We start from the raw sequence: 24,689 nt of genomic DNA, 5'->3' as shown, positions 1-24,689 counted from the left end.
CACTTTGCGCCCGCAAAGTGCTTTTTGTATCCAGTTTTTGTTAGACAATTGAACCAACTTTCGCTACCCTAAAAGAATAGTCTGAATTCAAGACAACATAGGGGGTGTTTCCAATTCGCGTTTTTAAACAACTGGCTTGGTTCTTCAAACTTGAATGGCGGACGTATGCACTTGGCATCATCCTGCTCATGTTCGTCGCGGCGCTCGAACTCATACCGCCGCGCATCATCGGCCGAGTCGTCGATGAGATTAACCGGGACACGCTCGGAACAGATTTATTGTGGATGTTGCTCGGCGGGCTCGCGGCCGTCGGCATCGGAAACTATGTGGCCCGCTTCTTCTGGCGATACTTCATCTTTGGGGCTTCAATTCGGCTCGGTCGGATGTTGCGGAGTCAGCTCTATCGTCATTTCACCGATTTAGATCAACGGTTTTATAAGAAGTCGCGGGTCGGGGATTTGATGGCCCATGCGACAAACGATGTCCAGGCCGTCTCGACGACGGCGGGTGCGGGGATTTTGACACTCGTCGATAGCATCACCATGGGAACGTTCGTCATCATCACCATGGTGACGACCATCAGTTGGAAGTTGACGGTCGTGGCATTGTTGCCGCTGCCGATCATGGTCGCGTTGACGACGCGATACGGCAAACTCTTACATAATCGGTTCGGGGTCGCCCAAGCGGCGTTCTCTGAACTGAACGATAAAGTCCAAGAGAGCGTCAGCGGTGTCCGGGTGTTGAAGTCGACCGGGGAAGTCGGCCGCGACGTTGACTCGTTCGAGAAGCTATCCGACGAAGTCATGGCGAAAAACGTACGTGTCGCGAAAATCGACGCCTTGTACGACCCGACCATCTTCGGGATTGTAGGCCTCTCGTATATCTTGTCGATCGGTTATGGCGCGTATTTGATTGAACAAGGCGAGCTGACCATCGGACAAATCGTTAGTTTCACCGCCTATCTCGGCTTGCTCACATGGCCGATGCTCGCGTTCGGCTGGCTGTTCAATATCGTCGAACGAGGGCGGGCGTCTTACGACCGGATCGAGCGGATGCTCGCCGTCAAACCTGAGATTCAGGATGACCCGATGGCGGCGACGAAACTCGCCCATTCGGAGATCGAAGCGGATATTCGTGCGTTCCGCTATGACGAGACGCCCGTCCTGCAAGACGTCACATTCCGCCTCGAACGCGGACGGACGCTCGGACTCGTCGGCCGTACCGGTTCTGGTAAGACGACGATTGTACGCTTGTTGACACGAGAGTATGACGTACATGATGGGACGATCAAAATCGGTGGTGTCAACATTCGCCAAGTGAAAAAATCACTTCTGCTCGATAAAGTCGCCGTCGTCCCGCAAGATCATTTCTTGTTCAGCGATTCGATTGCGAACAATATCGCATTCGGCAAACCGGAAGCGAAACTCGACGAAATCATGGAGGCGGCCAAAATCGCCGAGGTTCATGATGACATCATGCGGCTGCCGGAAGGATACGCCACGCTCGTCGGGGAACGGGGTGTGACGTTGTCGGGTGGTCAGAAGCAACGGATTTCAATCGCACGTGCCCTCATGATTGAGGCGGACGTGTTGATCCTCGACGATGCCCTCTCGGCTGTCGATGCGAAGACGGAGGAGGCGATCATCGAGCATTTCCGGACCGGGAACCCTGACCAGTCCCGCTTGATCGTGGCGCATCGACTGTCTGCGGTCGAGCATGCTGATGAGATTCTCGTCCTTGAGGACGGTCGAATCATCCAACGCGGGCGTCATCAGGACTTGATTCGCCAGCCCGGTTGGTACAAAGACACGTACGATCGCCAACAACTCGAGGCGATTGTCGAAGGAGGTGGCCACCATGAAGCATGACGTTCAGGAATGGGCGGTCATCAAACGCCTGTTAGCCTACACGAACCGCTACGCACGTCCGCTCGGACTCGCTTTTGTGTTCTTGTTGCTCGCCACCGGTGCGAAGCTCGCCGGACCGTTTTTGATTAAAGTGTTCATTGATGAGTTCGTGACGCCAGGCGTCTATCCGACGAACTGGGTCGTCACATTGCTCGTCGTCTATTTGGTCTTGCATGTGTCGGCGATCATCTTCGACTACTTGCAGTCGATTTCGTTCCAAAAGATTGCCTTGAAGATCGTGCAAAGCATCCGGATGGATATCTTCCGACATGTGATGGGGATGCGGCTCGCCTACTTTGACCGGACTCCGGCGGGAGTGCTTGTCTCTCGAATCACGAACGACACCGAGGCCGTCAAGGAACTGTATGTCGGGGTAATGAGCACGTTCGTACAGTCAGCAGTTCAATTGGTCGGGACGTACGTGTTCCTTTATATCCTCGAACCGACGCTCGCGACGATGGGGCTCGTCCTTGTTCCGCTGTTCTGGCTCATCATCTGGGCGTATCGCCGCTATTCGACAAAATATTTTGCCCAAGTGCGTGACTTGTTGTCACAATTGAACGGGCAATTGAATGAATCGATCAACGGGATGGGAATCGTTCAACAGTTCCGACAAGAAGAGCGGCTCGTCCGCCAGTTCGAAGAAACGAACGAGGCCCACCAAGAGGCACGTTATCGAAACTTGAAGCTCGACAGCATGTTGCTGCGACCGATCATCGAGCTGTTGCTCGCCTTCTCCATCATTGGACTGCTCGGCTATTACGGCGTCTTGTCGACGACCGAGCAAGTGCAAGTCGGGGTCGTCTACGCGTTCATCAGTTATATCGAGCGGATTTTCCGTCCCGTGCTCGATATTATGCAACGCTTGAGCGAGTTTCAGCAAGCGGTCGTCTCGGCGGACCGTGTCTTCAAAATTTTGGACACGGATGAACCGGCCCCAGGCAAGAGCCTCGATGGAGCGGCTGAGATTGGCTCCGGGGAAGTCCGGTTCGAGAACGTCACGTTCAGCTACGATGGGGAAGTCGACGTCTTGAAGCACATCTCATTCGTCGCCAAGCCAGGCGAGACGGTCGCACTCGTCGGTCATACGGGGAGCGGGAAGAGTTCGATTATCAACCTGTTGACCCGGTTCTATCCGTATCAATCAGGCCAAATCACGATCGACGGGTATCCGATTGAGCAGTTCGAGGAAGCCGAGCTCCGAGCCAAAGTCGGGCTTGTGCTCCAAGATCCATTTTTGTTCACAGGGACGATCGAGGATAACTTGAAACTGTTCAATCCGACGATCGACTCGGACAAAGTCCGGGAAGCGGCCGAGTTCGTGCAAGCTCATACGTTCGTCGAGAAGCTTGAGGCCGGTTACGGACATACGGTCGGTGAGCGCGGCGCGACATTCTCGAGCGGGGAACGGCAACTGCTCGCGTTCGCGCGTACGGTCGCTCGTGATCCGAAGATATTGATTTTGGACGAGGCGACGAGTTCGATTGATACCGAGACCGAGGAGCGCGTCCAGCTCGCCCTCGACCGAATGAGACGCGGCCGGACGACCATCGCCATCGCGCACCGACTGTCGACGATTCAAGATGCCGACTTGATTCTCGTCCTTCATCGGGGTGAGATCGTCGAACGAGGTAACCATCAGGCGCTTTTAAAACAGGATGGGCTGTACAAAAAGATGTACGAACTTCAATCTGGCCAACGTCTGATGTCATAAATTACAAAAAAGACGCCGTCAAGGTGTCTTTTTTCCATGGAAAAAGCCCGCCACTTCAAGGAAGGACGGGCCGTTTGGTTCGATTAATTTATGTGGTCTGAAGCGTGTATGGCTAGGACGTGACGTGTAATCAGCTTGTCCAATTCTTGGCTGACATGAATCACTTCTGGAGACGTCCAACTGTGCTGCGAGGCGATTTCATACAGTTCATCGCGTTTCTGTTCAATGGCATAATGTAAGTTTTCAGCTGTGATGACCGCCACGGTGTTCCCCCCATCGTTGTAAGATCGATACTGACGAATAAGAATATCCAAATCTTAGCATCTAACACTACCGTTTACAAGTTTCATTTCCATTTCAAAGATTACAACTTCAATCATGTAAGGTGCTCGGAAAAAGATGCGAGCATTTTGAAAAGGTTTTCGCTATAATGGGGCTGAAAGGTGGAAGATCGCATGGAAGTCACACTTTGGCTCGCATTTGGGGCGGGCGTCTTATCATTTTTATCACCGTGCACGCTACCGTTGTATCCAGTCTTTTTATCGTATATCACTGGGGTCTCAGTCTCTGATTTAAAGAGCGAGGGACTGCGACAACGCACGGCCTGGTTTCACACGTTCTCATTCTTGATTGGTTTTTCGATCGTCTTCCTCGTGCTCGGTCTGTCGACCTCGCTCATTGCCGACGTGTTCATTCAATATAAGGATAGTTTGCGCATGTTCGGTGCCATCCTCATCTTCGTATTCGGCGTCTTTTTGGCGGGACTTTGGCAACCTAGTTTCATGATGCGCGAGAAAAAGCTCGCTTTAGGGGAGCGTAAAAGCGGCTACTTTGGAACGGCATTGATTGGAATTGGATTCGCGGCGGGTTGGACCCCGTGTACTGGACCGATTCTTGCCGGTGTCATCGCGCTCGCGGCCTCGAACCCGAGTCAAGGGATGGGCTATATGTTGGCGTACGTCATCGGCTTCGCCATCCCATTCCTCATCATGGCGAGATTTGTCGGGAAAATCAAATACTTGGCGCGCAACAGTGCCAAGGTGGCAAAATTCGGAGGTTATTTGATGATGGCCTTCGGCGTCGTATTATATTTTGATGGCATGAATCGCTTCGCTGCTTGGATGAGCGAATTAGTAGGATTCACCGGATTTTAAAAGGGGTTGACCGAATGTCGATATTTTGGGGATCGACCCTCGTCGCACTAATGATGGGCCTGATTGCGAGCTTCGTTCGCGTCAAAGCGTCAGCACGTCCGACGAATGCTAAAAAAATCTTGATTCCGCCCTTGGCGATGTCGACCGGGATGTTGCAATTTCTCGTCCCGGCGTTCCGACTGACTTGGCTCGAGGTCGGAGAGGCTTTAATCGTCGGATTGATTTTTAGTGTGTTTCTCATCAAAACGTCGAACTTTGAGAAACGTGACGGAGAAGTTTACTTATCGCGCTCGAAAGCGTTCTTCATCGTCGTCTTCGTCTTATTGGCGATTCGGACGGTCATGAAGGCGTTTCTCGGGGATGAGGTCAATATTTTTGCGACGGGCGGACTGTTCTATTTGATCGCCTGGGGCATGATTGTCCCGTGGCGTATCGCCATGTATCAAAAATATAAACAAATCGCCTCAACATGAACGGCGTCCCTCGCGAGGGACGCCGTTTTGTCGATTATGAAGATTTTTTCGTCATGGCAGCTTCCGTCTCGGCATTGATCCCGGTGTTCGCTTTGACGAGGATGCGTTCGAAGTTTCCGGCGACTTCGTCCGACTTCGTCACGTACGTCCCGACGATGGCGGCGAGGAAGCCGAGCGGGATCGAGACGATTCCCGGGTTCGTGAGCGGGAATAACGCCTCACCGATAAAGATTGCCGAGCCATCCGGTGCCCACACGTTCGGGCTGATGGCGACGAGGAAAAGCGACGAGAATAATCCGACGACCATGCCGAACACGGCTCCTCCGGTATTGAACCGTCTCCAATAAATCGTGAACAAGATGACCGGCAATTTCGCACTGGCAGCCACTGCGAAAGCGAGCGAAACGACATAGACGGTCATCAAGATACCGACGACGATGACGCTCGTCGTGTACGGGATGCCGAGCAATAGCTCGATGAGCGCTCCGGCTCCGACGAGCTGGGCGATCATATAGAAAATCGAGATGACGATCGCGTTCATGGCGGCGACACCGCGCACACGCGGTTTGTTGAAGCGTGCCGCGATCATATCGGCCATCGTATACTTGCCAAGATTACGGAGCGGTTCGGCGACGAGGTAGAGCACGACGAGATAAGCCACGAGGAAGCCGATTGAGTAGAAGAAGCCGTCAAATCCGGCGGGGCGATCATCCCTGTGATCCCAAGGAAAGATGCGGCCGACATGTAGTCTCCGGCAATGGCCAGGCCATTTTGGAAACCGGTCAAGCCACCGTCGGCCGTGTAAAAGTCGCTTGCGGTCTTTGTCTTTCGGGCGGCGAAGAACGTGATGACGAGTGTCAGCCCGACAATCGCAAGAAATAATAGAATGGCGGTCCAGTTCATCGGTCGTCCTCCTCTTGTTTGATGGCGGTGACGAGTTCGTCAAACCGACGGGCCCGGCGGCTATACATGACACAAAACGTCCAAGTCATGAAGAATTGGGCGAAGGCGAGCACCCAAGCCCATGTGATGTCACCGGTGACTGGGGTATTCAAAAACGTGAAGTAGCTCGTCAAGATTGGCAACGTGAAGTAGAAGATCAGGGAGAAGATGATGGATGGAACAATGAACCGATTCTTTTCTCGCATCAGTTTGTGAAACGTCGGGCTCTCCACAATCGCTTCTGCCGAGCGGGTACTATCGGTTTGCGTGACGTGCGTGACATCATGCATTGGAAATCTTCCTTCTGAATCAAGATATTTACATTATAGAAACGTAAATAAAGGAAAAGCTATCCATTTTTTATGAGCGAAAAGAAGATTATTATATCAATATTGGTCATACCAATTTACTGTATGCGTTTTCAATATTGTCTATATTATGAACATTATTTATAAATAGTTATTAATATTGAAAAAGGTACTTTTGACCTATTAGTCGTATGGCACAATTCACGAATCGCGTGACAGATAAGTTGTTCAAATTATCATCAAGTGAAGACCAAAAAAAGACGCCAGGTACGTGTCCTGGCATCTCGTCTCATTGCTGGAAATAACGTTGGTACACTTTCCAGTCAATCTGTTCTTCTTCAAGCGCCTTCTTTAAAAATTTGTGGTCTCGTTTCGGCGTGGCGGCGATGTAACCTTTGACGACGAGCTCTGTCGTCATTTCTCGGGCCCGAGTCTCGAGGGCGAACTGTCCGATTTTACCGGCGATTTTGCGGATGGCGACATCCCGGAACAGCTCCGGTACCGGTGTGACGAGACGATCGAGCAATGTACGCGTCTCCGGTGTCCACAAATGGCGTGTCTTGTCGATGTAATCATCCTCGATGTCAAGGAGTGAGCGTCCGTCTTCTTTCGGCATTCGTTTTAAAAATTTGCGGAACATGAAGTAGCCGCCGATCGACATCAACCCGATCATCACGAATCCCCAGAAGACAATGAAATACATCATCAAGTTTTCTGGCATCGTCTTTCCCCCGTTCTGTCATTTCACGATCATTCAAGCTAAGTATACAAAAAAGGGGCGCGATACAAAAGCTACAGCTATCCCTTCCTTACTATAAAGATGGACGAAACGGGCCAGCTTCGTTAGAATAGATAGCGTTGCAATGAGCAAGACATCGTATAAATCGTATTGTCCAGAAAGGAAAGAGCCATACATGAACCAATTAAAACAAGAAGTTGAGAAGCGGCGTATTTTCGGCATCATCTCACACCCGGATGCCGGTAAGACGACGCTCACCGAGAAATTGCTCCTTCACGGGGGAGCCATCCGTGAAGCGGGGACGGTCAAAGCCCGTAAAAATTCTAAACACGCCAAATCTGACTGGATGGAGATCGAGAAACAACGTGGAATCTCGGTCACGTCATCAGTCATGCAGTTCGTCTATCAAGACAAGGTCGTCTCGATCATGGACACACCAGGACACAACGATTTCGGGGAAGACACGTATCGCGTCTTGACGTCGGTCGACAGTGCCGTCATGGTCATCGATGCGGCCAAAGGGATCGAGACGCAAACAAAGAAACTATTTCAAGTTTGTCGGATGCGCGGGATTCCGATTTTCACGTTCATGAACAAACTTGACCGCCAAGCGAAAGATCCGCTCGAACTCATGGAAGAACTTGAAGAAGTGCTGGGCATGCCTTCGGTCGCCGTGACTTGGCCGATTGGGAGCGGAATGCAGTTTGAAGGGGTGTACGACCGTTTGAAGAACGAAGTGCACTTGTTCCGTGGTGACAAAGCGACGCTCACATTGAACGAAGATGGGGTCAATGATCCGATTCTCGCCGATCATTTGACGGAAGAGAACTTAACGAACCTGCGAGATGAAATCGACCTTCTCGACGGTGCCGGCAATGAAATCGACGTCGATGCGATCCAGCACGGGAAATTGACGCCGGTCTTCTTCGGGACAGCGCTCGTCGACTTCGGGGTGACGTCGTTCTTGAATCACTACCTTGGTATGTCACCGGCGCCTGAGGCACGTAAGTCGAACGTCGGTCCGATCGACCCGACGTCAGAGGACTTCAGCGGCTTCGTCTTCAAGATTCAAGCGAACATGAATCCGGCCCACCGTGACCGCATCGCTTTCGTCCGCATCTGTTCGGGCGTGTTCGAGCGCGGCATGGACGTCACGCTCACACGGACGGGCAAAAAGATCAAGTTGAGCCAGTCGACACAGCTCATGGCCAACGACCGGGAGACGGTCGACAAGGCGTTCGCTGGAGACGTGATCGGGATTTACGATTCGGGCACGTATCAAATCGGTGATACGATCACGACGTCGAAACAAAAAATCGCGTTCGAGGCGTTGCCGACGTTCCCGCCAGAGCTCTTCATGCGCGTCTCGCCGGTCAACTCGCTCAAGTCGAAACATTTCCACAAAGGTGTGGAGCAGCTCGCCCAAGAGGGAGCAATCCAAGTGTACCGTAACGAATACAACGAGATTTATCTTGGTGCGGTCGGTCAACTCCAATTCGAAGTGTTCGAGTATCGCTTGAACAACGAATATGGCGTCGACATCCGCATGGAGCCGGTCTCGTACAGCGTCGCGCGTTGGGTGAAAGACAAGGAATTGAAGGCGCTCAAGCCGTTCCAGGACTCACGCAACATGCTCGTGACGGACCGATGGGAACGTCCCGTGTTCCTGTTCGCCAACGAGTTCACGTTCGACCGCTTCAAAGAACGCTATGAAGACGAGCTCACGCTCGTCGATGCCCTCGATGTCAACGTCGAGATTGGCGCGGAATAACAGATAGACGGCTCTTCATAGGGCCGTTTTTTTGTTTCAGTGACTTGATTGATTTTGATAAGTTTTACTTATGACTAATTTGTGACGGAATGTATTTTACGTCGCGCTATAGTTGTATTATGATAAACATGTGAGAAGTAAGCGATTACGGCACGTGCCGAAGTCGCCGCTTTCAAAAAGGGGGATATTGTATGGAACAGACGAACGTAGTAGACGCTTTTAAATCTCGGACGCAGTTCGAGGTCAATGGCAAAGCGTACGATTATTACCGGCTCAAAAAGCTTGAAGAAGAAGGGGTGACGGAACTTAGTCGACTTCCGTACTCGATTCGTGTGTTGCTCGAATCTGTACTTCGCCAGCAGGATGGCCGCGCCATTACGAAAGAACATGTCGAGAACTTGGCTAAATGGGGTACTGCCGAAGTCTCGAAAGACATCGATGTTCCGTTCAAACCGGCTCGTGTCGTCCTTCAGGACTTCACGGGCGTACCGACGGTCGTTGACCTCGCTTCACTTCGTAAAGCGATGGCTGACCTCGGTGGAGACCCGAACAAAATCAACCCGGAAATCCCGGTTGACCTCGTCGTCGATCACTCGGTCCAAGTCGATGCGTACGGTTTTGCCGGCGCTCTCATGAAAAATATGGACATCGAGTTCGAGCGTAACGAAGAGCGCTACAAGTTCTTGCGCTGGGCCCAGACGGCGTTCGATAACTATCGCGCTGTCCCGCCAGCGACAGGGATTGTCCACCAAGTCAACTTGGAGTACTTGGCCTCGGTCGTGCTTGAAAAGAATGACGGAATAGGCAACGTGGCGTATCCGGATTCTCTCGTCGGAACGGACTCGCATACGACGATGATCAACGGCCTCGGTGTCCTCGGTTGGGGTGTCGGTGGAATCGAAGCCGAAGCGAGCATGCTCGGACAACCGTCTTACTTCCCGGTACCAGACGTCGTCGGCGTCAAAATCATCGGTGAAGTCAACCCAGGCGTCACGGCGACAGACGTCGCGCTCGTCGTCACAGAGATGCTCCGTAAAGAGAAAGTCGTCGGCAAGTTCGTCGAGTTCTTCGGTCCGTCGCTTCACACGATGCCACTTTCAGACCGGGCGACGATTGCCAACATGGCGCCTGAATATGGGGCGACTTGTGGCTTCTTCCCAGTCGATACAGAGACGCTCAACTACATGCGCACGACCGGTCGCCCAGAAGAATTGATCGACCTCGTCGAAGCCTATTCGAAAGCGAACGACTTGTTCTATACGCCTGACCAGGCTGACCCGTCGTTCACGAAAACGCTCACACTCGACTTGTCAAAAGTAGAGCCGTCGCTTGCCGGACCGAAACGTCCGCAAGACCGGATCAACTTGTCAGATCTTCAGTCGGCATTCGTCGACAGCGTGACGGCACCGGCCGGACACAGCGGCTTCGGTCTTGAAAAAGCTGAGCTTGAAAAAACAGCAACGGTCAACTACACAGACGGTGCTGTCGACATGCGTACAGGTGACGTGGCGATCGCAGCAATCACAAGCTGTACGAACACGTCGAACCCATATGTCATGGTCGGAGCAGGCCTTGTGGCGAAAAAAGCCGTCGAACGTGGCCTCACGGTACCGAAATTCGTGAAGACATCGCTCGCACCGGGCTCGAAAGTCGTTACCGACTACCTCGATAAAGCCGGTCTCACGCCGTATCTCGACCAACTCGGTTTCAACACCGTCGGTTACGGATGTACGACTTGTATCGGAAACTCAGGCCCGCTCGACCGCGAAGTCGAAGAAGCAATCACATCGAACGATTTGCTCGTCTCATCGGTCCTCTCGGGGAACCGTAACTTTGAAGGCCGCGTCCACCCGCTCGTCAAAGCGAACTTTTTGGCGTCACCGCCACTCGTCGTCGCGTACGCGCTCGCCGGATCGGTCAATTTCGACATCATGAACGAGTCGTTCGGTACGGACAAAGATGGCAACGAGGTCTTCTTCAAAGACATCTGGCCATCAAACGATGAAATCAAGATGGTCGTTCAAGACGTTGTCTCGCCGGAAGCGTTCCGTAAAGAGTACGACACGGTGTTCACAGGGAACGAGCGTTGGAACGCCCTCGACGTGCCAGAAGGCAACTTGTATGACTTCTCGGACGATTCAACGTATATTCAAAACCCGCCATTCTTCGAAAACCTCGAGCCGGAAGCGGGAGAAGTACATGCGTTGAACGGACTCCGCGTCATCGGGAAGTTTGCGGATTCGGTCACGACCGATCACATCTCACCAGCCGGAGCGTTCTCGAAAACGACACCAGCCGGCCAATATCTTCAATCGAAAGGTGTCGCACCGCTCGACTTCAACTCGTATGGCTCACGCCGCGGAAACCACGAAGTCATGATGCGCGGGACGTTCGCGAACATCCGTATCCGTAACCAAGTCGCACCAGGCACTGAAGGCGGCTTCACCACGTACTGGCCGACGGGCGAAATCATGCCGATGTACGATGCGGCCATGAAGTATAAAGAGCAGGGCACAGGCCTCGTCGTCTTCGCTGGAAACGACTACGGCATGGGCTCGTCACGTGACTGGGCGGCCAAAGGTACAAACTTGCTCGGTATTCGTGCCGTCATCGCGCAAAGCTTCGAACGGATTCACCGCTCGAACCTCGTCATGATGGGCGTCTTGCCGCTCCAGTTCATGGATGGGGAGTCAGCTGACTCACTCGGACTCACTGGTGAAGAAGCAATCGACATCCAAGTCGACGAATCTGTCCGCCCACGTGATATCTTGAACGTCAAAGCAACGCATGAAAATGGTACGGTGACTGAGTTCAAAGTCATCGCCCGCTTCGATTCTGAAGTCGAAATCGATTATTACCGTCACGGTGGAATCTTGCAGATGGTCCTCCGCAACAAGTTGAAGTAAACGAACTGACCTTCCTTTGAAAAAAGGAAGGTTTTTTAGTGAATATGCGAATATAAGGTGAGACGATCCACGATATCGGGAAGAGAATGGGGAGAGGGGGGAGTGTATGGAGCGACAAACGAAATCAGACAAGAATTGGTGGCAAAGGTTGACGCAAAAAGAGGAAGTGACGGAACAGGAAATCGACATCACGCTTCCTCAGTTGCGGGAGGCAATTCACGAGTACGAGCAGACGTTGCCGAAAGGCGTCAATCGGACGGTGTTGCTCGATGAAACCCAGGAAATCGACCTGGCTCGATTGAAAAAACATTTACCCGGCAAGCCAAGGCAGCGATTTTATATGTCGAAGGAGACGTTTCACATCGTTCCCGAAACTGAACGGGAAGTCGTCTATGAGATGGATCAAGTGCAGCGGGCGCTCGATTTATATTTTGAGCAAGAAAAAAAATTACCGCTCCGAAAGTTTCAACAGACACTGCAACTCGATTTGACACGGTTACGCGAGGGCGGATATTTGAAAGTACTGCCGAAACGGCCTTATTACGTCGTGGACGAGACGTTAATCGTCTCCTTAGAATCGAAGCCGCAAGAGTGACGAAACGGTACCGTCACTCTTTTTGTCGTCGACGCGATTGAACGCCGAGGGGTTGAGTCGGGTTTATAAACTATGTTACGGTGGAAAACGTATATGAAAATAAGAAAATTGAATAGGAGTGAGATGATGGAAAGAAAAAGCCAAGTGACGACCGTCTTTCTCGTTTCAGCTATCATTACGGTCTTGTTCACGATTTGGGGCATCTTCCCGAAGAGCATCCTCGGTAATGCGAGTCTCTTGAACGTGACGACGAAGTTACAAGGTTGGCTCTCGAACGGGATGGGTTGGTTTTATCTACTCAGTGCGACCGGAATTTTACTCGTCGCCATCTTTTTAATTTTTTCAAGATTTGGCTCGATTCGACTCGGAAAAGATACGGACCGACCAGAATTCAGCTACATGACGTGGTTCGCCATGTTGTTCAGTGCCGGAATGGGAATTGGACTCATCTTCTGGGGAGCGGCAGAACCGTTGTCGCATTTCCACGCACCACCATTCGAATCACCAACGCCCGAAGGCGATGCACGTACCGCGATGCGTTATTCATTCTTCCATTGGGGCTTCCACCCATGGGCGATCTATGCGATGATCGCGCTCGCAATCGCTTACTCGACGTTCCGTAAAGGGCGTCCGGCGACAATCGGAGAGACAATCGGATCGCTTGTCAACGATCGCTATGAACGTCCTGTCAAACAGACAATTGATATTTTGGCGGTCATCGCGACCGCTTTCGGTGTCGCGACATCGCTCGGCTTCGGGGCCCAGCAAATCGCCGGTGGCTTGCATTACTTGATTCCGAGTGTACCGAACGCGTTCTCCACTCAATTTATCATCATCGCGGTTGTGACGGTGCTCTATATGATCAGTGCCTCGACAGGTCTCGAGAAAGGGATTCGAATCTTAAGTAACACGAACATCTTCCTAGCCATCGTCTTGCTCGGAGCTACACTCGTGGCTGGACCAAGTGCATTCATCCTCGATTTGTTCACGCAGACGATCGGCACCTACTTGCAACAGTTGCCGACGATGAGTTTCCGTACGGGTGCATTTGAGCCGGTCGAGCGGGAATGGATCAACGGTTGGACGATCTTCTATTGGGCATGGTGGATCTCATGGTCTCCATTCGTCGGAACGTTCATCGCCCGCGTCTCAAAAGGGCGCACGATTCGTGAATTCATCATCGGGATTTTGCTCGTCCCGACCTCATTCGGTCTGCTCTGGTTCTCTGTGTTTGGTGGATCTGCCATCTGGGCCGACTTGTTCGGCGGCGCTTCATTGATCGATCAAGTCAACGAGATTGGAACGGAAGTCGGCTTGTTCGCCTTGTTTGAGACGTTCGGTGGATTCGGGACGGTCCTCAGCATCATCGCCATCTTCTTGATCTCGACGTTCTTCATCACGTCAGCGGATTCGGCCACATACGTGCTCGGCATGCTGACGACGAACGGGAAACTGATCCCGCCGATGCGCATCAAGTTGATTTGGGGCTTTATCCAATCTTCAATCGCTGCCGTCTTGTTGTATGCGGGCGGACTCGGAGCGCTCCAAGCGGTCGCGATTCTTGTAGCCTTCCCGTTCATCTTTGTTTTAATACTGATGATCGTTGCCTTGTTCAAGGACTTAGGCGATGAACCGGATGAGCGAGAGAAATGGATTGAAGCATATAAAGATGAAGAAGATAAACTCGGATAAGTCGAAGGGGTCTCCAGATGGAGGCCTTTTTTAGTGGTTAATGTTTTGCATGACCCTCTCGCTAGTGTAGGATAGTAAGTGAAGAAGATTGGGAGGGCATTCTATGAAACAACACGTGAAAAAGCGATTGAGTTGGGTGATTTTTGCTGGGATCCTCATTGTCGGCGCCCTGCTCGCCTATAACTTTTATTTGGTCACCAATTTGAATGACGACGAGGGCCGTGTCAATCGGGCCGAGCCGTTTTATACGTCTGTGGTCATCGGCTATGAAGAGAAAAAATTGCCAGAGAACGGCGAGACGTTAGAAGTTCGTGAATATAAAGTAACATATGACGAGGACGGGCACTTTGTGTCCGAGGTCGTGGCCGGGCTGAACGCCGGTGCCCGTGCCGAGTGGGATGGAAATATTTATCGTGAGTTTAATCCGGACGGTGAGGAGACGAACAGTCAAGAGACGAGCTCAGGCGCGGTCGCCCCGCACCCGTTCTTGTCACGTGCGACGAACGAACAGATTCGTAAATGGCTAGACGATGGAACGCTCGGATCGAGCGAAGGCGATGTTGATATCATCGGCCGGACGGCGCAAGCGTTCGTCAAGAAAGAAACACCGGAAGCCGTCCCAACAGAATGGATCGAGAAATACCCAACGATTTTCAGCGAGGACGAAAATGAAGAAGCGGTGACGTACTATGTCGATGCGAACGAGCGCATTTTGCTCGCCGCCGAGTCGCGTAACAACAGCAAGTTGTTCCATTCGATTCGCATGACTTCTTTTGAATCACGATAATCCGGCGAGGAGCAGACTGAGACGTCGGCTCCTTTGTCGTCTAAAAAGGAGAATTTTATGAAACAGATCACCTTGGAGCAAGTCCAAACCGACTTGACGGCTTGGGAAGAAGGCGGGCGCGTCGATGAGGCGGCTCTCTTGTCATACGCCCACTGGTCACGCGCGACCGGGCATCGTCAAGAATTGATTCGAACCCTGACGCTTCTTGCGACGAGACGGTTGCAGCACCGTCAGTCGATCGACCCGCTGTTTACTCGCTGGGTGAAAGAATTGGAGTCGCTTGGTGCATTACCACCAGCCCTCCGCGTCAGCCAATTGTATGATTTTTTGCGACGCCACAAGCAACAACTACACGTCGAGTGGCCGAAGCTGCGCGAGACGGATTACGCGTCGATGAAAGTTCAAATATTGACCGAATACGAGTCGAAGACATCCGAATTGCTCGAACATCTCGAACAACTCCATGATGAAATCGACCGCGCCAAATCCGATTTACGGGACTCGGAGTTCAAAGGGCAACTCGAGCGCCTGTTCATCGTTGTCATCGAGGCGATGCAAGAAGTGGCCGCACTCGAAGACGACACGGCCTCACTCTTGGCATCGATGCAAGGGAACTACTTCAGCCGCGAGGCGTTTCACCGTTTCGGCGAACGGGTCGGTCTCGTCAAAGAGCGGCTAAGCGCAATCATCAAGCTGTTACCGGAACAAACTGAAGCGACTCGGTCGAGTGCGATTGAATCGCTTGAGGCGATGATTGGTTTGTCTGACGTGAAACAACGCGTCAAAGCATGGTATCGCTTCCTGCTGTTCCAGAAAGAGCGTGAGAAGGCAGGATTTTCGTCCAAGCACCAACCATCACTTCATCTCGTGTTCACCGGCAACCCCGGGACCGGCAAGACGACCCTCGCTCGTCTCATGGCCGAGATCTATTTCGAGCTCGGTCTGCTCGCCCGTCCCGACGTCGTTGAGGCGGACCGGTCGAGTCTCGTCGGTGCGTTCGTCGGCCAGACGGAAGAACAGGTCATGAATAAAGTGAAGGAAGCGGAAGGAGGTGTCTTGTTCATCGACGAGGCGTATGCCTTGAAACGTCAAGACGCCAGTGGGAGTGACTATGGGCAAGCGGCCATCGACACACTCGTCGCCGCGATGACGAACGGCGAGTACGCTGGCAAGTTCGTCGTCATTCTCGCCGGTTACCCAGAAGAGATGCGGTATTTTTTACTTGCAAACCCAGGACTTCGTTCCCGGTTCCCAGAATCCAATCATTATGAGCTCCCGAACTATAGCGATGAAGAACTCGTCGCCATCGGCGAAAAAGTGGCTGCGGAGAACAACTACGTGCTGACGGTCGAGGCGAAGCGCGCCTTGATTGCGAGAATCGATCGGGAACGCGTTGACGCGACGTTCGGGAACGCGCGGACGGTGCACAATATTCTACTCGACGCCATGTTTAAAAAAGGGTCGCGATTCGGTGCCGACGCCCCGCTCGACGAGATGGCGCTCCTCACAGAACTCGATTTTGATATGGATGCGACCGAGGATACGTCCGGTCCGACGCTCGAGGACCTCGTCGGAATGGATGAGGCGAAACGTCAATTGCGCGAGATCGAGGCGCTCGTCACGATTCAAAAGCGTCGCCGCGAGCTCGGATTGAAGACGGCACCTATCCAACTCCATGCCGCGCTCGTCGGAAACAGCGGGACCGGGAAGACGACGTTCGCCCACCTATACGCCCGGCTCTTGAAGAAGACGGGCTATTTAAAACGCGGGCATTTGAAAGTCGTCAGCCGAGCCGATCTTGTCAGTGGCTATGTCGGTCAAACGGCTCAAAAGACGAAAGCTGCGATTCGCGATGCGCTTGGCGGGGTGTTGTTGATCGATGAGGCATACAGCTTGAATGGCGGGCCGAACGACTACGGGCGCGAAGTGATTGATACGCTCGTCGACGAGATGCCAAAACATGGGGACAACCTCGTCGTCGTAATGGCAGGTTACGAGGCACCGATGCGGCGCCTGATTGACTCAAACCCGGGGCTCAACAGCCGAATCAAGCGGACGATCCACTTTGAGGACTACTCACTTGAACAGCTCGTCGATATCGCCAAAAAGTACGCCGCAACATTCGGGTATACGTGTGAGGAAGACGTCGGGCAGGCGCTCCTCGAACGATTGAAGGAAGTCGACCGCCCAAATGCGCGGACGGCCCTATCGTTGATTGATGAAGCGATTGCGAGACAGTCATATCGTTTGATTGAAGCGTCGGAGCAAGACGGTGATTTGAACTGTATTTTATTAGTAGATATTAAGACGAAGTTATAATATAATCAATTTGAAAGCGAGGACGATTCAATGCATACGATTCAGATTCCGGTCCGCTATCAAGAGACCGACATGATGGGCATCGTCTATCATGCAAACTATTTAGTGTATCTTGAGTTGGCGCGCACCGAGTTGTTGCGCCAGCTCGGGGTCGAATATAAAGACATGGAGGAAGCGGGATTCGTGTCCCCGGTGACGAACGTCTCGGTCGATTATAAGAAGAGCGTGACGTACGGAGACACAGTCCACGTAAGGGTTTGGGTCGACAGTTATTCGAAGGTCCGGACGGTCTATGGCTATGAGTTGACCGATCAAAACGGCCATCTCGTCGGTTCGGCGAAGACGACCCACGTCGTCGTCAAACGCGGCGACTTCAAACCGATCCGGCTCGACCGTGAGTTTCCTGAGTGGCATGACATGTATATGCGCGTCATGAGTCCCGTCTTATAACAGAGGTTCTTTTGTACCGTCAGTATGGTATCATATCTTGACGGTATTTTTTGTACAATGAAAGGGGAAGATCGCATGCGAAAACCATCTCTGTTGATGGTGTGCTGCGCTTTGACGCTCACGTTGGTGGGCTGTAATACGAGCAACCAAAACGAACCGGAAGAAGCCAAAAGCAAACCGGCTGAAACCGAACAACATTCAGAAGCTCCGGCCGATGCGCCGAAGGATACAGAAGACGAAGTTGTTGAAGAAACACCGGTCTCTGAAGCCGAGCCGTCGGCAGAAGACAAGCCTACTACGGATGCACCGGTAGTAGATGAACCTGAGGCCGAAGAAGCACCTGTTGTGGAATCACCGACTGAAGAAGAACCGACCCAGGCGCTTGAACAGAACGGGACCGCGAACGTAAAACTTGATACGCTCATCCTCGTCAACAAGCAAATCGCCTTGCCGGCGGGCTATCAACCGCCCGATCTCGTGACCGCGAACATCGATTTTGTCGACACGGCGTCCGGGGAACGGAGAATGCTCCGTCAAGAAGCGGCACAGGCCATCGAGACACTGATGGCTGGTGCGAAAGCAGCCGGAATCGATTTGAAAGGAACGAGCGCATTCCGGTCTTATGATTATCAAGTCCAGTTGTTCAATAACTATGTCGCACGGGATGGAAAAGAACAGGCGATGAAATATTCCGCGCCGCCAGGACACTCTGAACATCAGACTGGCCTCGCCATCGACGTCTCAAGCGCCTCGGTCGGCTACCAATTGACGCAAAGTCTTGCACAGACACAAGAAGGCAAGTGGTTGGCCGACAACGCCCATACGTATGGCTTCATCGTCCGCTATCAACGCGCGTATGAAGCCGAAACCGGGTATATGTTCGAACCGTGGCACTTACGCTATATCGGGGTGGAGCATGCGACGGCCGTCCACAAGGCGAACGTCCCGCTTGAGTCCTATCTCGAGCAATTAATGGATTAAGGGGAATTGTGATGCCTTACATGACAGAAATCATCATCATTTTAATCAGCTATTTACTCGGTTCGATTCCGTTCGCTCTCCTCGTCGGAAAGCTCGGCTATAAGGTCGACGTCCGCGAGCACGGGAGCGGTAACTTGGGCACGACGAACACGTTTCGAGTGCTCGGTAAAAAAGCCGGCACGCTCGTTTTGCTCGGGGATATGGGTAAAGGGTTGGTCGCATCCCTCTTACCGCTCTTCTTCGGGAGCGAGATGAGCCTGCTTCTCGCCGGGATCCCGGCCATCATCGGTCACTCGTATCCGGTGTTTGCCAAGTTCAAAGGCGGGAAATCGGTGGCGACGAGCGCGGGCGTTCTACTCGCGGCGTTCCCATGGTTTTTCGTCGTCGTCGTCGGGACGTTCATCGTGACGCTTCTTGTCTCTAAAACGGTGTCGTTATCGTCAATGGCAGCCTCTGTCGTCGGACTTGTGACCGTCGTCGCATATGGTATCATTGCGAAAGATTGGCTACCGCTCATCGTAATCGTCCCGCTCGCCTTGTTCATCATCATCAAGCACCGATCGAACTGGCAACGAATCCGTGCAGGCACGGAACCGAAAGTGCCGCTGTTTCAAAAACGTAAATGAATAGATGGCCGGCACGCTCTCTGATGGCATCGGAGCAGGTCGGTCATTTTTCATGTGATCCGCTCAAGGCAAAACAGAAAAGCGTCACCGTTAGGCTACTTCTTTTTGTGGATTTGTGTTGATTTTTGACGAAAAATTCGAAAAAAATGTTGGATTTGCCCGTTCTTTACTTTCTGTTTACGTTAAATTTACATCCGTTCGCTACACTGAAAAAGGAAGCGATATTTGCGGAGGAGGCAGGGACGTGTCTTTAATAGGAGAAGAACGTAAACAAAAGATTGTAGAATGGATTGAACGGGAAGGAAAAGTGAAGACGAGCGAGTTGATTGAACGGTTGAACGTCTCGGGGGAGTCGATTCGCCGCTACTTAGAAGAGCTTGAGAAAGAGCATCGCATCAAACGGGTATACGGTGGGGCGGTGCTCCATCAGAGCGTCTCGTTCCAACCGATGATGATTTCGAACATGGACGGCATTCGTCGTATCGCCTATACGGCGTTCCAGCTCGTCGAGGATGACATGCTACTCTATATCGGACACGGGGTCGCCCCGGAGCAAGTCGCCGCGAGACTTCGCGGACGTAACTTGACGGTCGTTACCCCGTCGCTCATGGTGGCGAAAGCACTTTTCGAGCAACGGGCCAAAGGTGTGTTCACTGGTGACATTCAATTGCTCGGCGGGACGATCGACCCGAAACATCTCGTCACCGTCGGCGAACACGTCCTGCAACAACTGAAGGCGTACGTGTTCGATATGGCCATTCTATCCGTCGAAGGCGTCGATGCCACGCTTGGATTGACGTGTGACGCCCATGGACTGTCGACTGTGACCCAGGCGGTCCTCGATCAAAGTCGACAGTGCTATTTGCTCGCCGACCATACTCAGTTCAACCAACAAAAACGATACCGGGTCTCCGATTTTTCCAAAGTGACGACAATCATCTCGGATTTTCCGGAACCTGCGGATTGGAAGCGTACTTTGGTGGAGTGTGAGGTCGAGTGGCGCTTCGCACCATAACGAGGAGGGATTTCATGATTGAAGTGATTGTCACGACGTTGACCGAAGCTAAAACGGCTGAGCGATTCGGAGCGGATCGCCTCGAGTTGATTGCTGATATGCGAGCCGGCGGGACGACGCCGAGTTTTGGGACGATACGGAACGTGCTCGAACAGGCGACGATTCCCGTCCACGTCATGATTCGCCCCCATGCCGACTCATTCGTCTATAACGAGGAAGATGCGGAGACGATTTTAGCGGACGTCGGTCTGTGCCGTGAGCTCGGGGCCGATGGCATCGTCTTCGGTGCGTTGACGGCGGACGGTCGCATCGACGAGGCGCTGCTCGGGGAAGTGATTAAACACAAGGGAAAGATGGCATTGACGTTCCATCGGGCCATCGACGACGCGGTCGACTTGATAGACGCCATCACCGTGTTGAATGATTTCCCAGAAGTGGACCATGTGCTGACGTCTGGCGGTCAAGCGACGGCATTAGAGGGCTTAGAGCGGTTGAGTGCGATGCACGACGTCGCGGAAATGAACATCCTTCCAGGCGCTGGGATCACGGCGGACAACGTGTCCCAACTCGTCGACCGATTAGGCATTGACTTTGTCCATATCGGTCGTGGTGTAAGGACCGATGGACAGCTAGATGAGCAGAAGTTCAACGCCATTAAGGAAACGATGACACGCTAAAAACAGTCGGATGACTGTTTTTTTGCTATAATGAAAAAAACGATACAGTAGGTGACATGATGCAATCAGCAGTCTATAAACAATTTGCGCTCCGGATGCTGTCCGGGAACTGGGGCATCTCGCTCCTTGCGGTCGTCGCGACGATGTTCGTTCAAGCGGTCATCACGACGCAGCTTGATTTGGAATCGACCGACCCGAGCGTGTTGTTCGTCTCGATTGGCTTGTTATACGGTGCGACGGTCTTGCTCGCACCACTTGAACTTGGTCGTAACTGGGTGTTCCTCGACATCGCCAATTCCAAGAAACCGTCGTTTGGTTTGTTGTTCGAGGCGTTCGGCTCGTTCAAAGATTATATGCGTGCCATCTCGTACTATGCCATATTCTATTTCGGCTTGAACGTGCTCATGCTGTTCTTGATTGTACCGGGAATCTGGTTTTACTTGACGTATCGGATTGTCCCGTTCGTCCTACGAGATCAACCTGAACTGTCAGCGTTTCAGGCGATGCGAGAAAGTCGGCGCCTCATGCATGGTTATAAGCGGACGATGCTTCGATTGTATGCGAGCTTCATCGGTTGGTATGTCCTCGTCTTATTCACCGGCGGATTGGCTTATATTTTCGTACAACCGTATATCAACACGGCGCTCGCTGGACTATATGTCGAGATTAAGGCAGAAACAGCAGCAAATGAACAACCGGTCGGCTGAATGAGCCGACCGGTTGTTTTTTTATGTTCCGTGACGGTCCGATTTTTGTGGGTCAGGTGCGGCACGGAACTCATCTTTTTCTTCCTTTGAGGCATGTTCATGCCACTTCTTCGCCTGCTCCGTCGCGATTGGAATCGCTTTTTGGTCCGAGTAGCCTTGGCCGAGCAAGGCGTTGGCGATATCGATGGCTTTCTTTTTGACGAGCGGGTCGAAGTTTTTCAATGATTCCGGATAGTCTTTCATATTCCATGGCATCTTACATCGCTCCCTTCTGTACTACTAATTCCACGACTGAGCCGATTCAAACGTCCTGATGCATGTAGTAGTCGATGAGCGCCTGCGTCCCGTTCTCCCCGTAGCCGTTCTCTTCGAGGATTGCGTACAGTTTATGCGCCAACTCGAGGCTCGGCAGTTTGATATTCAACTGGGCAGCGCTCTCGAGGGCGAGTCTCATGTCCTTCAAGAAATGTTTGATGAAGAAACCAGGAGCATAGTCCTCGATAATCATGCGGGGAACAAGGTTCTCGAGCGTCCAGCTACCAGCGGCTCCGCCCCGGATCGTATGGCGCAGTTGATCGGGATTGAGTCCAGCTTGTTTCGCAAAGGCGAGCATTTCGGCGTTGCCCATCATGATGCCGGCAATCGCGATTTGATTGGCGAGTTTGCTGTATTGACCGCTCCCGGCATAGCCCATTCGCTCAATCGATTGGCCCATCGCCTCGAACAGTGGGCGCGCTTTCGTGAAGGCGTATTCGCCGCCGCCGACGAGAATCGACAACGTCCCGTTTTTCGCACCGACGTCACCGCCTGTGACCGGTGCGTCGAGCGGGAGCAAACTGCGGTCAATCGCGGCCTCGGCGATGCGTTCGGCCAGCGTCGGCGAAGACGTCGTCATATCGATGACGAGCGTTCCCGGCTCGGCCGACTGCAAAATCATACCGTCCCCGAAGTAAAGGCTCTCAACGTCAGACGGGTAGCCGACGATGGTGATGACGGCATCTGCGTTTTGACAGACGGTTGCGACCGAATCACACCAGCGGACACCTTCCGCCAATAAGTCAGCCGCCTTCTCTTTTGTCCGCGTATACGCTTGGACGTCGAAGCCCGCCCTCATTAAGTTTCTGACCATCGATTGACCCATCACACCGAGTCCGATAAATCCGATTGTCTTCATAGTTGATTGCCTCCTAAAAGTTGTTGTTTCACGAGTCGTTCATAGAGCGCGTTGTCTCGAAGCAACTCTTGATGCGTCCCGAGCCCGCTGATCCCGCCGTCCTCGAGCACGACGATTTGATCGGCATGTTGGACGGTCGAGAGCCGGTGGGCGATGACGAGTGTCGTCCGTCCTGTCATAAGCCGGTCGAGTGCTTCTTGGACGACACGCTCAGATTCCGAGTCGAGACTTGATGTCGCCTCGTCGAGCAATAAAATCTGGGGATCGCGTAACAGCGCCCGGGCGATGGCGAGCCGTTGACGCTGTCCGCCTGACAGGCGGACGCCGCGCTCGCCGATTTCCGTGTCGAGGCCTTCCGACATCGCCTCGATGAACGACCAGGCGTTGGCCATTTCACAGGCGTGACGAATCTCATCCTCGGTCGCTGTCCGAGTCAAGCCGTATAAGATGTTTTGCCGCACCGTCCCGGATAGGACGGGCGAATCTTGGGCGACGTAACCGATGACTTGTCGCCATTCATTTCGTCCATACGTCGAGATGTCCCGGTCCCCGTAACGAATTTGACCGCTCGACGGAAGGTAGAACTGCTCGACGAGGGCGAACAATGTCGTCTTGCCGGCACCGCTGCGCCCGACGATGGCCGTCGTGGCGCCGAACGGGACGGTAAGGGATACGTCGTCAATCACAGGTTGGTCGCCATAACGGAACGTCAAGTTCTCAAATGAGAGTGACGACTGTTGAATCGTCGACGGCTCATCCGTGTACGGTTCTGGCTCGATGGCGAGTAGTTCCGAGATTCGTTCGGTCGCCCCGCGTGCTTTTTGAAGCCGGGTAATGAATTCCGTCATCGTGATGAGTGGCGTGATGATTTGGAATAGGTACAACATGAATGCGAGTAACGAGCCGGTCGACAAGGCACCGGTCGAGACCCGATAAGCCCCGAAGCCGAGAATGGCAATCAGCATCGCTGTCAACGTAACGTTCAAGAGCGGAATCAAAATCGCTTGAATCCGTCCCTCGCGCACACCAAGACCAAATAGACGCTCGATGCGCCGTTTTCCTTCTGCTACCTCGACGGACTCGGTCGCCTGTGATTTGACGAGCCGAATCTCACCGAGCAGTTCTGCGAAGAACCCGGACAAGTCACCGAGCTCGTGTTGCGTCGCCTTGGCGATTTTACGAAGTTTACGCCCGAGCGGGATGACGATGAGAAGTGTCGTCGGCACGGAGAACAAGATCACGAGCGTCATCTGCCAATCGAGCGTGAACAAGATCCCGACGGCGCCGATGACCGAGACGAAAGACGTCAACAAACGAACGCTCTGTTCGGACAAGAGCTGTTGCAACGTCGTCGTGTCATTATTTAGCCGTGAGACGAGATCCCCCGATTTGACGCCGTCATAGAACGGGATGGGGAGTGCGACGAGATGCTCCCATAACGTCGTCCGCAAATTGGCGACGACTCGTTGTCCGACGATATGTAGCCAATAAATCGAAATCGCGCTCGAGACGACTTGAATCAGAAACGCAATCACGAAGATGGTGACGAGGCGGGCGTCGAGCGCGGCCTCGCTCCAATTGTCGACGACACGTTGCAAGATGAGCGGGATGGCGAGTGACGCCGTCGCTTGAAGCAATGATATCAATACGGCACCGATAAACAGACCTTTCGGTGGTCGAGCGACACGGAACAAGCGCAAAAACGCTTGCCATGTGGATGTGGACTCCATAATCTGTCCCCCTTTCCTATTA

General features: G+C 52.8%; 22 protein-coding genes and 1 pseudogene. 16 read left to right on the top strand and 7 right to left on the bottom strand.

The window, feature by feature from the left end; all coding sequences use genetic code 11:
• The first annotated feature begins 113 nt into the window (after nucleotides 1-113).
• Both DPV68_RS08320 and DPV68_RS08315 read left to right on the top strand, forming a co-directional pair.
• Nucleotides 114-1,868: an ABC transporter transmembrane domain-containing protein gene (locus DPV68_RS08320; RefSeq protein WP_114166319.1), complete on the top strand. Its 1,755-nt coding sequence runs from the start codon at nucleotides 114-116 to the stop codon at nucleotides 1,866-1,868.
• The gene (locus DPV68_RS08315) at nucleotides 1,858-3,621 is read left to right on the top strand and encodes an ABC transporter ATP-binding protein (RefSeq protein WP_114166291.1); all 1,764 of its coding nucleotides are present in this window, start codon (nucleotides 1,858-1,860) and stop codon (nucleotides 3,619-3,621) included. The genes DPV68_RS08320 and DPV68_RS08315 overlap by 11 nt, the downstream gene beginning before the upstream one ends.
• Before the next feature lie 83 nt (nucleotides 3,622-3,704).
• On the opposite strand, the gene DPV68_RS08310 is transcribed toward DPV68_RS08315, so the two are convergent.
• Nucleotides 3,705-3,884, bottom strand: coding sequence for an aspartyl-phosphate phosphatase Spo0E family protein (locus DPV68_RS08310; protein ID WP_034777785.1), 180 nt, complete (start codon nucleotides 3,882-3,884; stop codon nucleotides 3,705-3,707).
• A 192-nt stretch (nucleotides 3,885-4,076) separates the two neighbouring features.
• On the opposite strand from DPV68_RS08310, the gene DPV68_RS08305 reads away from it, so the two are divergent.
• Both DPV68_RS08305 and DPV68_RS08300 read left to right on the top strand, forming a co-directional pair.
• Nucleotides 4,077-4,775, top strand: a complete 699-nt coding sequence (locus DPV68_RS08305) for a cytochrome c biogenesis CcdA family protein (RefSeq protein WP_114166290.1) — start codon at nucleotides 4,077-4,079, stop codon at nucleotides 4,773-4,775.
• A 20-nt stretch (nucleotides 4,776-4,795) separates the two neighbouring features.
• Nucleotides 4,796-5,248, top strand: coding sequence for a CcdC family protein (locus tag DPV68_RS08300; protein ID WP_034779932.1), 453 nt, complete (start codon nucleotides 4,796-4,798; stop codon nucleotides 5,246-5,248).
• A gap of 34 nt (nucleotides 5,249-5,282) precedes the next feature.
• Here DPV68_RS08300 and DPV68_RS08295 read toward each other — a convergent pair.
• The 3 genes and pseudogenes from DPV68_RS08295 to DPV68_RS08285 all read right to left on the bottom strand — a co-directional run bounded on the left by DPV68_RS08295 (nucleotide 5,283) and on the right by DPV68_RS08285 (nucleotide 7,219).
• A pseudogene (locus DPV68_RS08295) lies at nucleotides 5,283-6,151 on the bottom strand (solute symporter family protein).
• On the bottom strand, nucleotides 6,148-6,480 hold the full coding sequence (locus DPV68_RS08290; RefSeq protein WP_114166289.1) for a DUF485 domain-containing protein: 333 nt from the start codon (nucleotides 6,478-6,480) through the stop codon (nucleotides 6,148-6,150). The pseudogene DPV68_RS08295 and the gene DPV68_RS08290 overlap by 4 nt, the downstream one beginning before the upstream one ends.
• Before the next feature lie 307 nt (nucleotides 6,481-6,787).
• Nucleotides 6,788-7,219 (bottom strand): DUF2621 family protein, encoded by a 432-nt coding sequence (locus DPV68_RS08285; RefSeq protein ID WP_114166288.1) that lies wholly within the window; start codon nucleotides 7,217-7,219, stop codon nucleotides 6,788-6,790.
• Nucleotides 7,220-7,412: 193 nt separating this feature from the next.
• Here DPV68_RS08285 and DPV68_RS08280 point away from each other — a divergent pair, with 193 nt between their 5' ends.
• The 12 genes from DPV68_RS08280 (at nucleotide 7,413) to DPV68_RS08225 (ending at nucleotide 21,763) form a co-directional block, all read left to right on the top strand.
• Nucleotides 7,413-9,008 carry a peptide chain release factor 3 gene (locus tag DPV68_RS08280; RefSeq protein WP_114166287.1) on the top strand — a complete coding sequence of 532 codons (1,596 nt, stop codon included), beginning with the start codon at nucleotides 7,413-7,415 and terminating at the stop codon, nucleotides 9,006-9,008.
• Between the two features lie 191 nt (nucleotides 9,009-9,199).
• Complete coding sequence (gene acnA, locus DPV68_RS08275; protein ID WP_114166286.1) at nucleotides 9,200-11,914, top strand: aconitate hydratase AcnA; 2,715 nt, start codon at nucleotides 9,200-9,202, stop codon at nucleotides 11,912-11,914.
• Between the two features lie 106 nt (nucleotides 11,915-12,020).
• Nucleotides 12,021-12,509 carry a DUF3939 domain-containing protein gene (locus DPV68_RS08270; protein ID WP_114166285.1) on the top strand — a complete coding sequence of 163 codons (489 nt, stop codon included), beginning with the start codon at nucleotides 12,021-12,023 and terminating at the stop codon, nucleotides 12,507-12,509.
• 126 nt (nucleotides 12,510-12,635) lie between these two features.
• Nucleotides 12,636-14,201, top strand: coding sequence for a BCCT family transporter (locus DPV68_RS08265; RefSeq protein WP_114166284.1), 1,566 nt, complete (start codon nucleotides 12,636-12,638; stop codon nucleotides 14,199-14,201).
• Nucleotides 14,202-14,304: 103 nt separating this feature from the next.
• Entirely contained in the window at nucleotides 14,305-14,988 is a 684-nt protein-coding gene (locus DPV68_RS08260) for a hypothetical protein (RefSeq protein WP_114166283.1), read from the top strand.
• Between the two features lie 57 nt (nucleotides 14,989-15,045).
• Nucleotides 15,046-17,307, top strand: coding sequence for an AAA family ATPase (locus DPV68_RS08255; protein WP_114166282.1), 2,262 nt, complete (start codon nucleotides 15,046-15,048; stop codon nucleotides 17,305-17,307).
• A gap of 30 nt (nucleotides 17,308-17,337) precedes the next feature.
• Nucleotides 17,338-17,757 (top strand): acyl-CoA thioesterase, encoded by a 420-nt coding sequence (locus tag DPV68_RS08250; RefSeq protein WP_114166281.1) that lies wholly within the window; start codon nucleotides 17,338-17,340, stop codon nucleotides 17,755-17,757.
• A gap of 75 nt (nucleotides 17,758-17,832) precedes the next feature.
• A complete protein-coding gene (locus DPV68_RS08245) occupies nucleotides 17,833-18,738 on the top strand; it encodes a M15 family metallopeptidase (protein ID WP_114166280.1) in 906 nt (301 codons plus the stop codon).
• 11 nt (nucleotides 18,739-18,749) lie between these two features.
• Complete coding sequence (plsY, locus tag DPV68_RS08240; RefSeq protein WP_370447073.1) at nucleotides 18,750-19,364, top strand: glycerol-3-phosphate 1-O-acyltransferase PlsY; 615 nt, start codon at nucleotides 18,750-18,752, stop codon at nucleotides 19,362-19,364.
• 244 nt (nucleotides 19,365-19,608) lie between these two features.
• Nucleotides 19,609-20,379 carry a DeoR/GlpR family DNA-binding transcription regulator gene (locus DPV68_RS08235; protein ID WP_114166279.1) on the top strand — a complete coding sequence of 257 codons (771 nt, stop codon included), beginning with the start codon at nucleotides 19,609-19,611 and terminating at the stop codon, nucleotides 20,377-20,379.
• Nucleotides 20,380-20,393: 14 nt separating this feature from the next.
• Nucleotides 20,394-21,056: a copper homeostasis protein CutC gene (locus DPV68_RS08230; protein WP_114166278.1), complete on the top strand. Its 663-nt coding sequence runs from the start codon at nucleotides 20,394-20,396 to the stop codon at nucleotides 21,054-21,056.
• A 56-nt stretch (nucleotides 21,057-21,112) separates the two neighbouring features.
• On the top strand, nucleotides 21,113-21,763 hold the full coding sequence (locus tag DPV68_RS08225) for a DUF975 family protein (RefSeq protein WP_232819563.1): 651 nt from the start codon (nucleotides 21,113-21,115) through the stop codon (nucleotides 21,761-21,763).
• Between the two features lie 21 nt (nucleotides 21,764-21,784).
• Here the strand turns inward: DPV68_RS08225 and DPV68_RS08220 are convergent, their stop codons facing one another.
• The 3 genes from DPV68_RS08220 to DPV68_RS08210 are packed head-to-tail and all read right to left on the bottom strand — an operon-like array spanning nucleotide 21,785 to nucleotide 24,667.
• Nucleotides 21,785-22,018 carry a DUF2188 domain-containing protein gene (locus tag DPV68_RS08220; RefSeq protein WP_114166276.1) on the bottom strand — a complete coding sequence of 78 codons (234 nt, stop codon included), beginning with the start codon at nucleotides 22,016-22,018 and terminating at the stop codon, nucleotides 21,785-21,787.
• Nucleotides 22,019-22,064: 46 nt separating this feature from the next.
• Nucleotides 22,065-22,937, bottom strand: a complete 873-nt coding sequence (locus tag DPV68_RS08215; RefSeq protein WP_114166275.1) for an NAD(P)-dependent oxidoreductase — start codon at nucleotides 22,935-22,937, stop codon at nucleotides 22,065-22,067.
• Nucleotides 22,934-24,667 (bottom strand): ABC transporter ATP-binding protein, encoded by a 1,734-nt coding sequence (locus DPV68_RS08210; RefSeq protein WP_114166274.1) that lies wholly within the window; start codon nucleotides 24,665-24,667, stop codon nucleotides 22,934-22,936. Before DPV68_RS08210 ends, DPV68_RS08215 begins: the two co-directional genes overlap by 4 nt.
• Nucleotides 24,668-24,689: the final 22 nt, after the last annotated feature.

The organism is Exiguobacterium sp. TNDT2, from assembly GCF_003331145.1.
GTDB lineage: Bacteria > Bacillota > Bacilli > Exiguobacteriales > Exiguobacteriaceae > Exiguobacterium.
Note: the sequence above shows the minus strand (reverse complement) of the source record. Positions and strands in the feature narration are given on the sequence as shown.

Excerpts from the sequence above, each read along its gene's own strand:
- DPV68_RS08270 (WP_114166285.1), top strand. The coding sequence starts at position 12,021 with ATGGAGCGACAAACGAAATCAGACAAGAATTGGTGGCAAAGGTTGACG.
- DPV68_RS08250 (WP_114166281.1), top strand. The coding sequence starts at position 17,338 with ATGCATACGATTCAGATTCCGGTCCGCTATCAAGAGACCGACATGATG.
- DPV68_RS08260 (WP_114166283.1), top strand. The coding sequence starts at position 14,305 with ATGAAACAACACGTGAAAAAGCGATTGAGTTGGGTGATTTTTGCTGGG.
- DPV68_RS08265 (WP_114166284.1), top strand. The coding sequence starts at position 12,636 with ATGGAAAGAAAAAGCCAAGTGACGACCGTCTTTCTCGTTTCAGCTATC.
- DPV68_RS08215 (WP_114166275.1), bottom strand. The coding sequence starts at position 22,937 with ATGAAGACAATCGGATTTATCGGACTCGGTGTGATGGGTCAATCGATG.
- acnA (WP_114166286.1), top strand. The coding sequence starts at position 9,200 with ATGGAACAGACGAACGTAGTAGACGCTTTTAAATCTCGGACGCAGTTC.
- DPV68_RS08210 (WP_114166274.1), bottom strand. The coding sequence starts at position 24,667 with ATGGAGTCCACATCCACATGGCAAGCGTTTTTGCGCTTGTTCCGTGTC.
- DPV68_RS08230 (WP_114166278.1), top strand. The coding sequence starts at position 20,394 with ATGATTGAAGTGATTGTCACGACGTTGACCGAAGCTAAAACGGCTGAG.
- plsY (WP_370447073.1), top strand. The coding sequence starts at position 18,750 with ATGCCTTACATGACAGAAATCATCATCATTTTAATCAGCTATTTACTC.
- DPV68_RS08315 (WP_114166291.1), top strand. The coding sequence starts at position 1,858 with ATGAAGCATGACGTTCAGGAATGGGCGGTCATCAAACGCCTGTTAGCC.
- DPV68_RS08290 (WP_114166289.1), bottom strand. The coding sequence starts at position 6,480 with ATGCATGATGTCACGCACGTCACGCAAACCGATAGTACCCGCTCGGCA.
- DPV68_RS08280 (WP_114166287.1), top strand. The coding sequence starts at position 7,413 with ATGAACCAATTAAAACAAGAAGTTGAGAAGCGGCGTATTTTCGGCATC.
- DPV68_RS08255 (WP_114166282.1), top strand. The coding sequence starts at position 15,046 with ATGAAACAGATCACCTTGGAGCAAGTCCAAACCGACTTGACGGCTTGG.
- DPV68_RS08285 (WP_114166288.1), bottom strand. The coding sequence starts at position 7,219 with ATGCCAGAAAACTTGATGATGTATTTCATTGTCTTCTGGGGATTCGTG.
- DPV68_RS08225 (WP_232819563.1), top strand. The coding sequence starts at position 21,113 with ATGATGCAATCAGCAGTCTATAAACAATTTGCGCTCCGGATGCTGTCC.
- DPV68_RS08220 (WP_114166276.1), bottom strand. The coding sequence starts at position 22,018 with ATGCCATGGAATATGAAAGACTATCCGGAATCATTGAAAAACTTCGAC.
- DPV68_RS08305 (WP_114166290.1), top strand. The coding sequence starts at position 4,077 with ATGGAAGTCACACTTTGGCTCGCATTTGGGGCGGGCGTCTTATCATTT.
- DPV68_RS08245 (WP_114166280.1), top strand. The coding sequence starts at position 17,833 with ATGCGAAAACCATCTCTGTTGATGGTGTGCTGCGCTTTGACGCTCACG.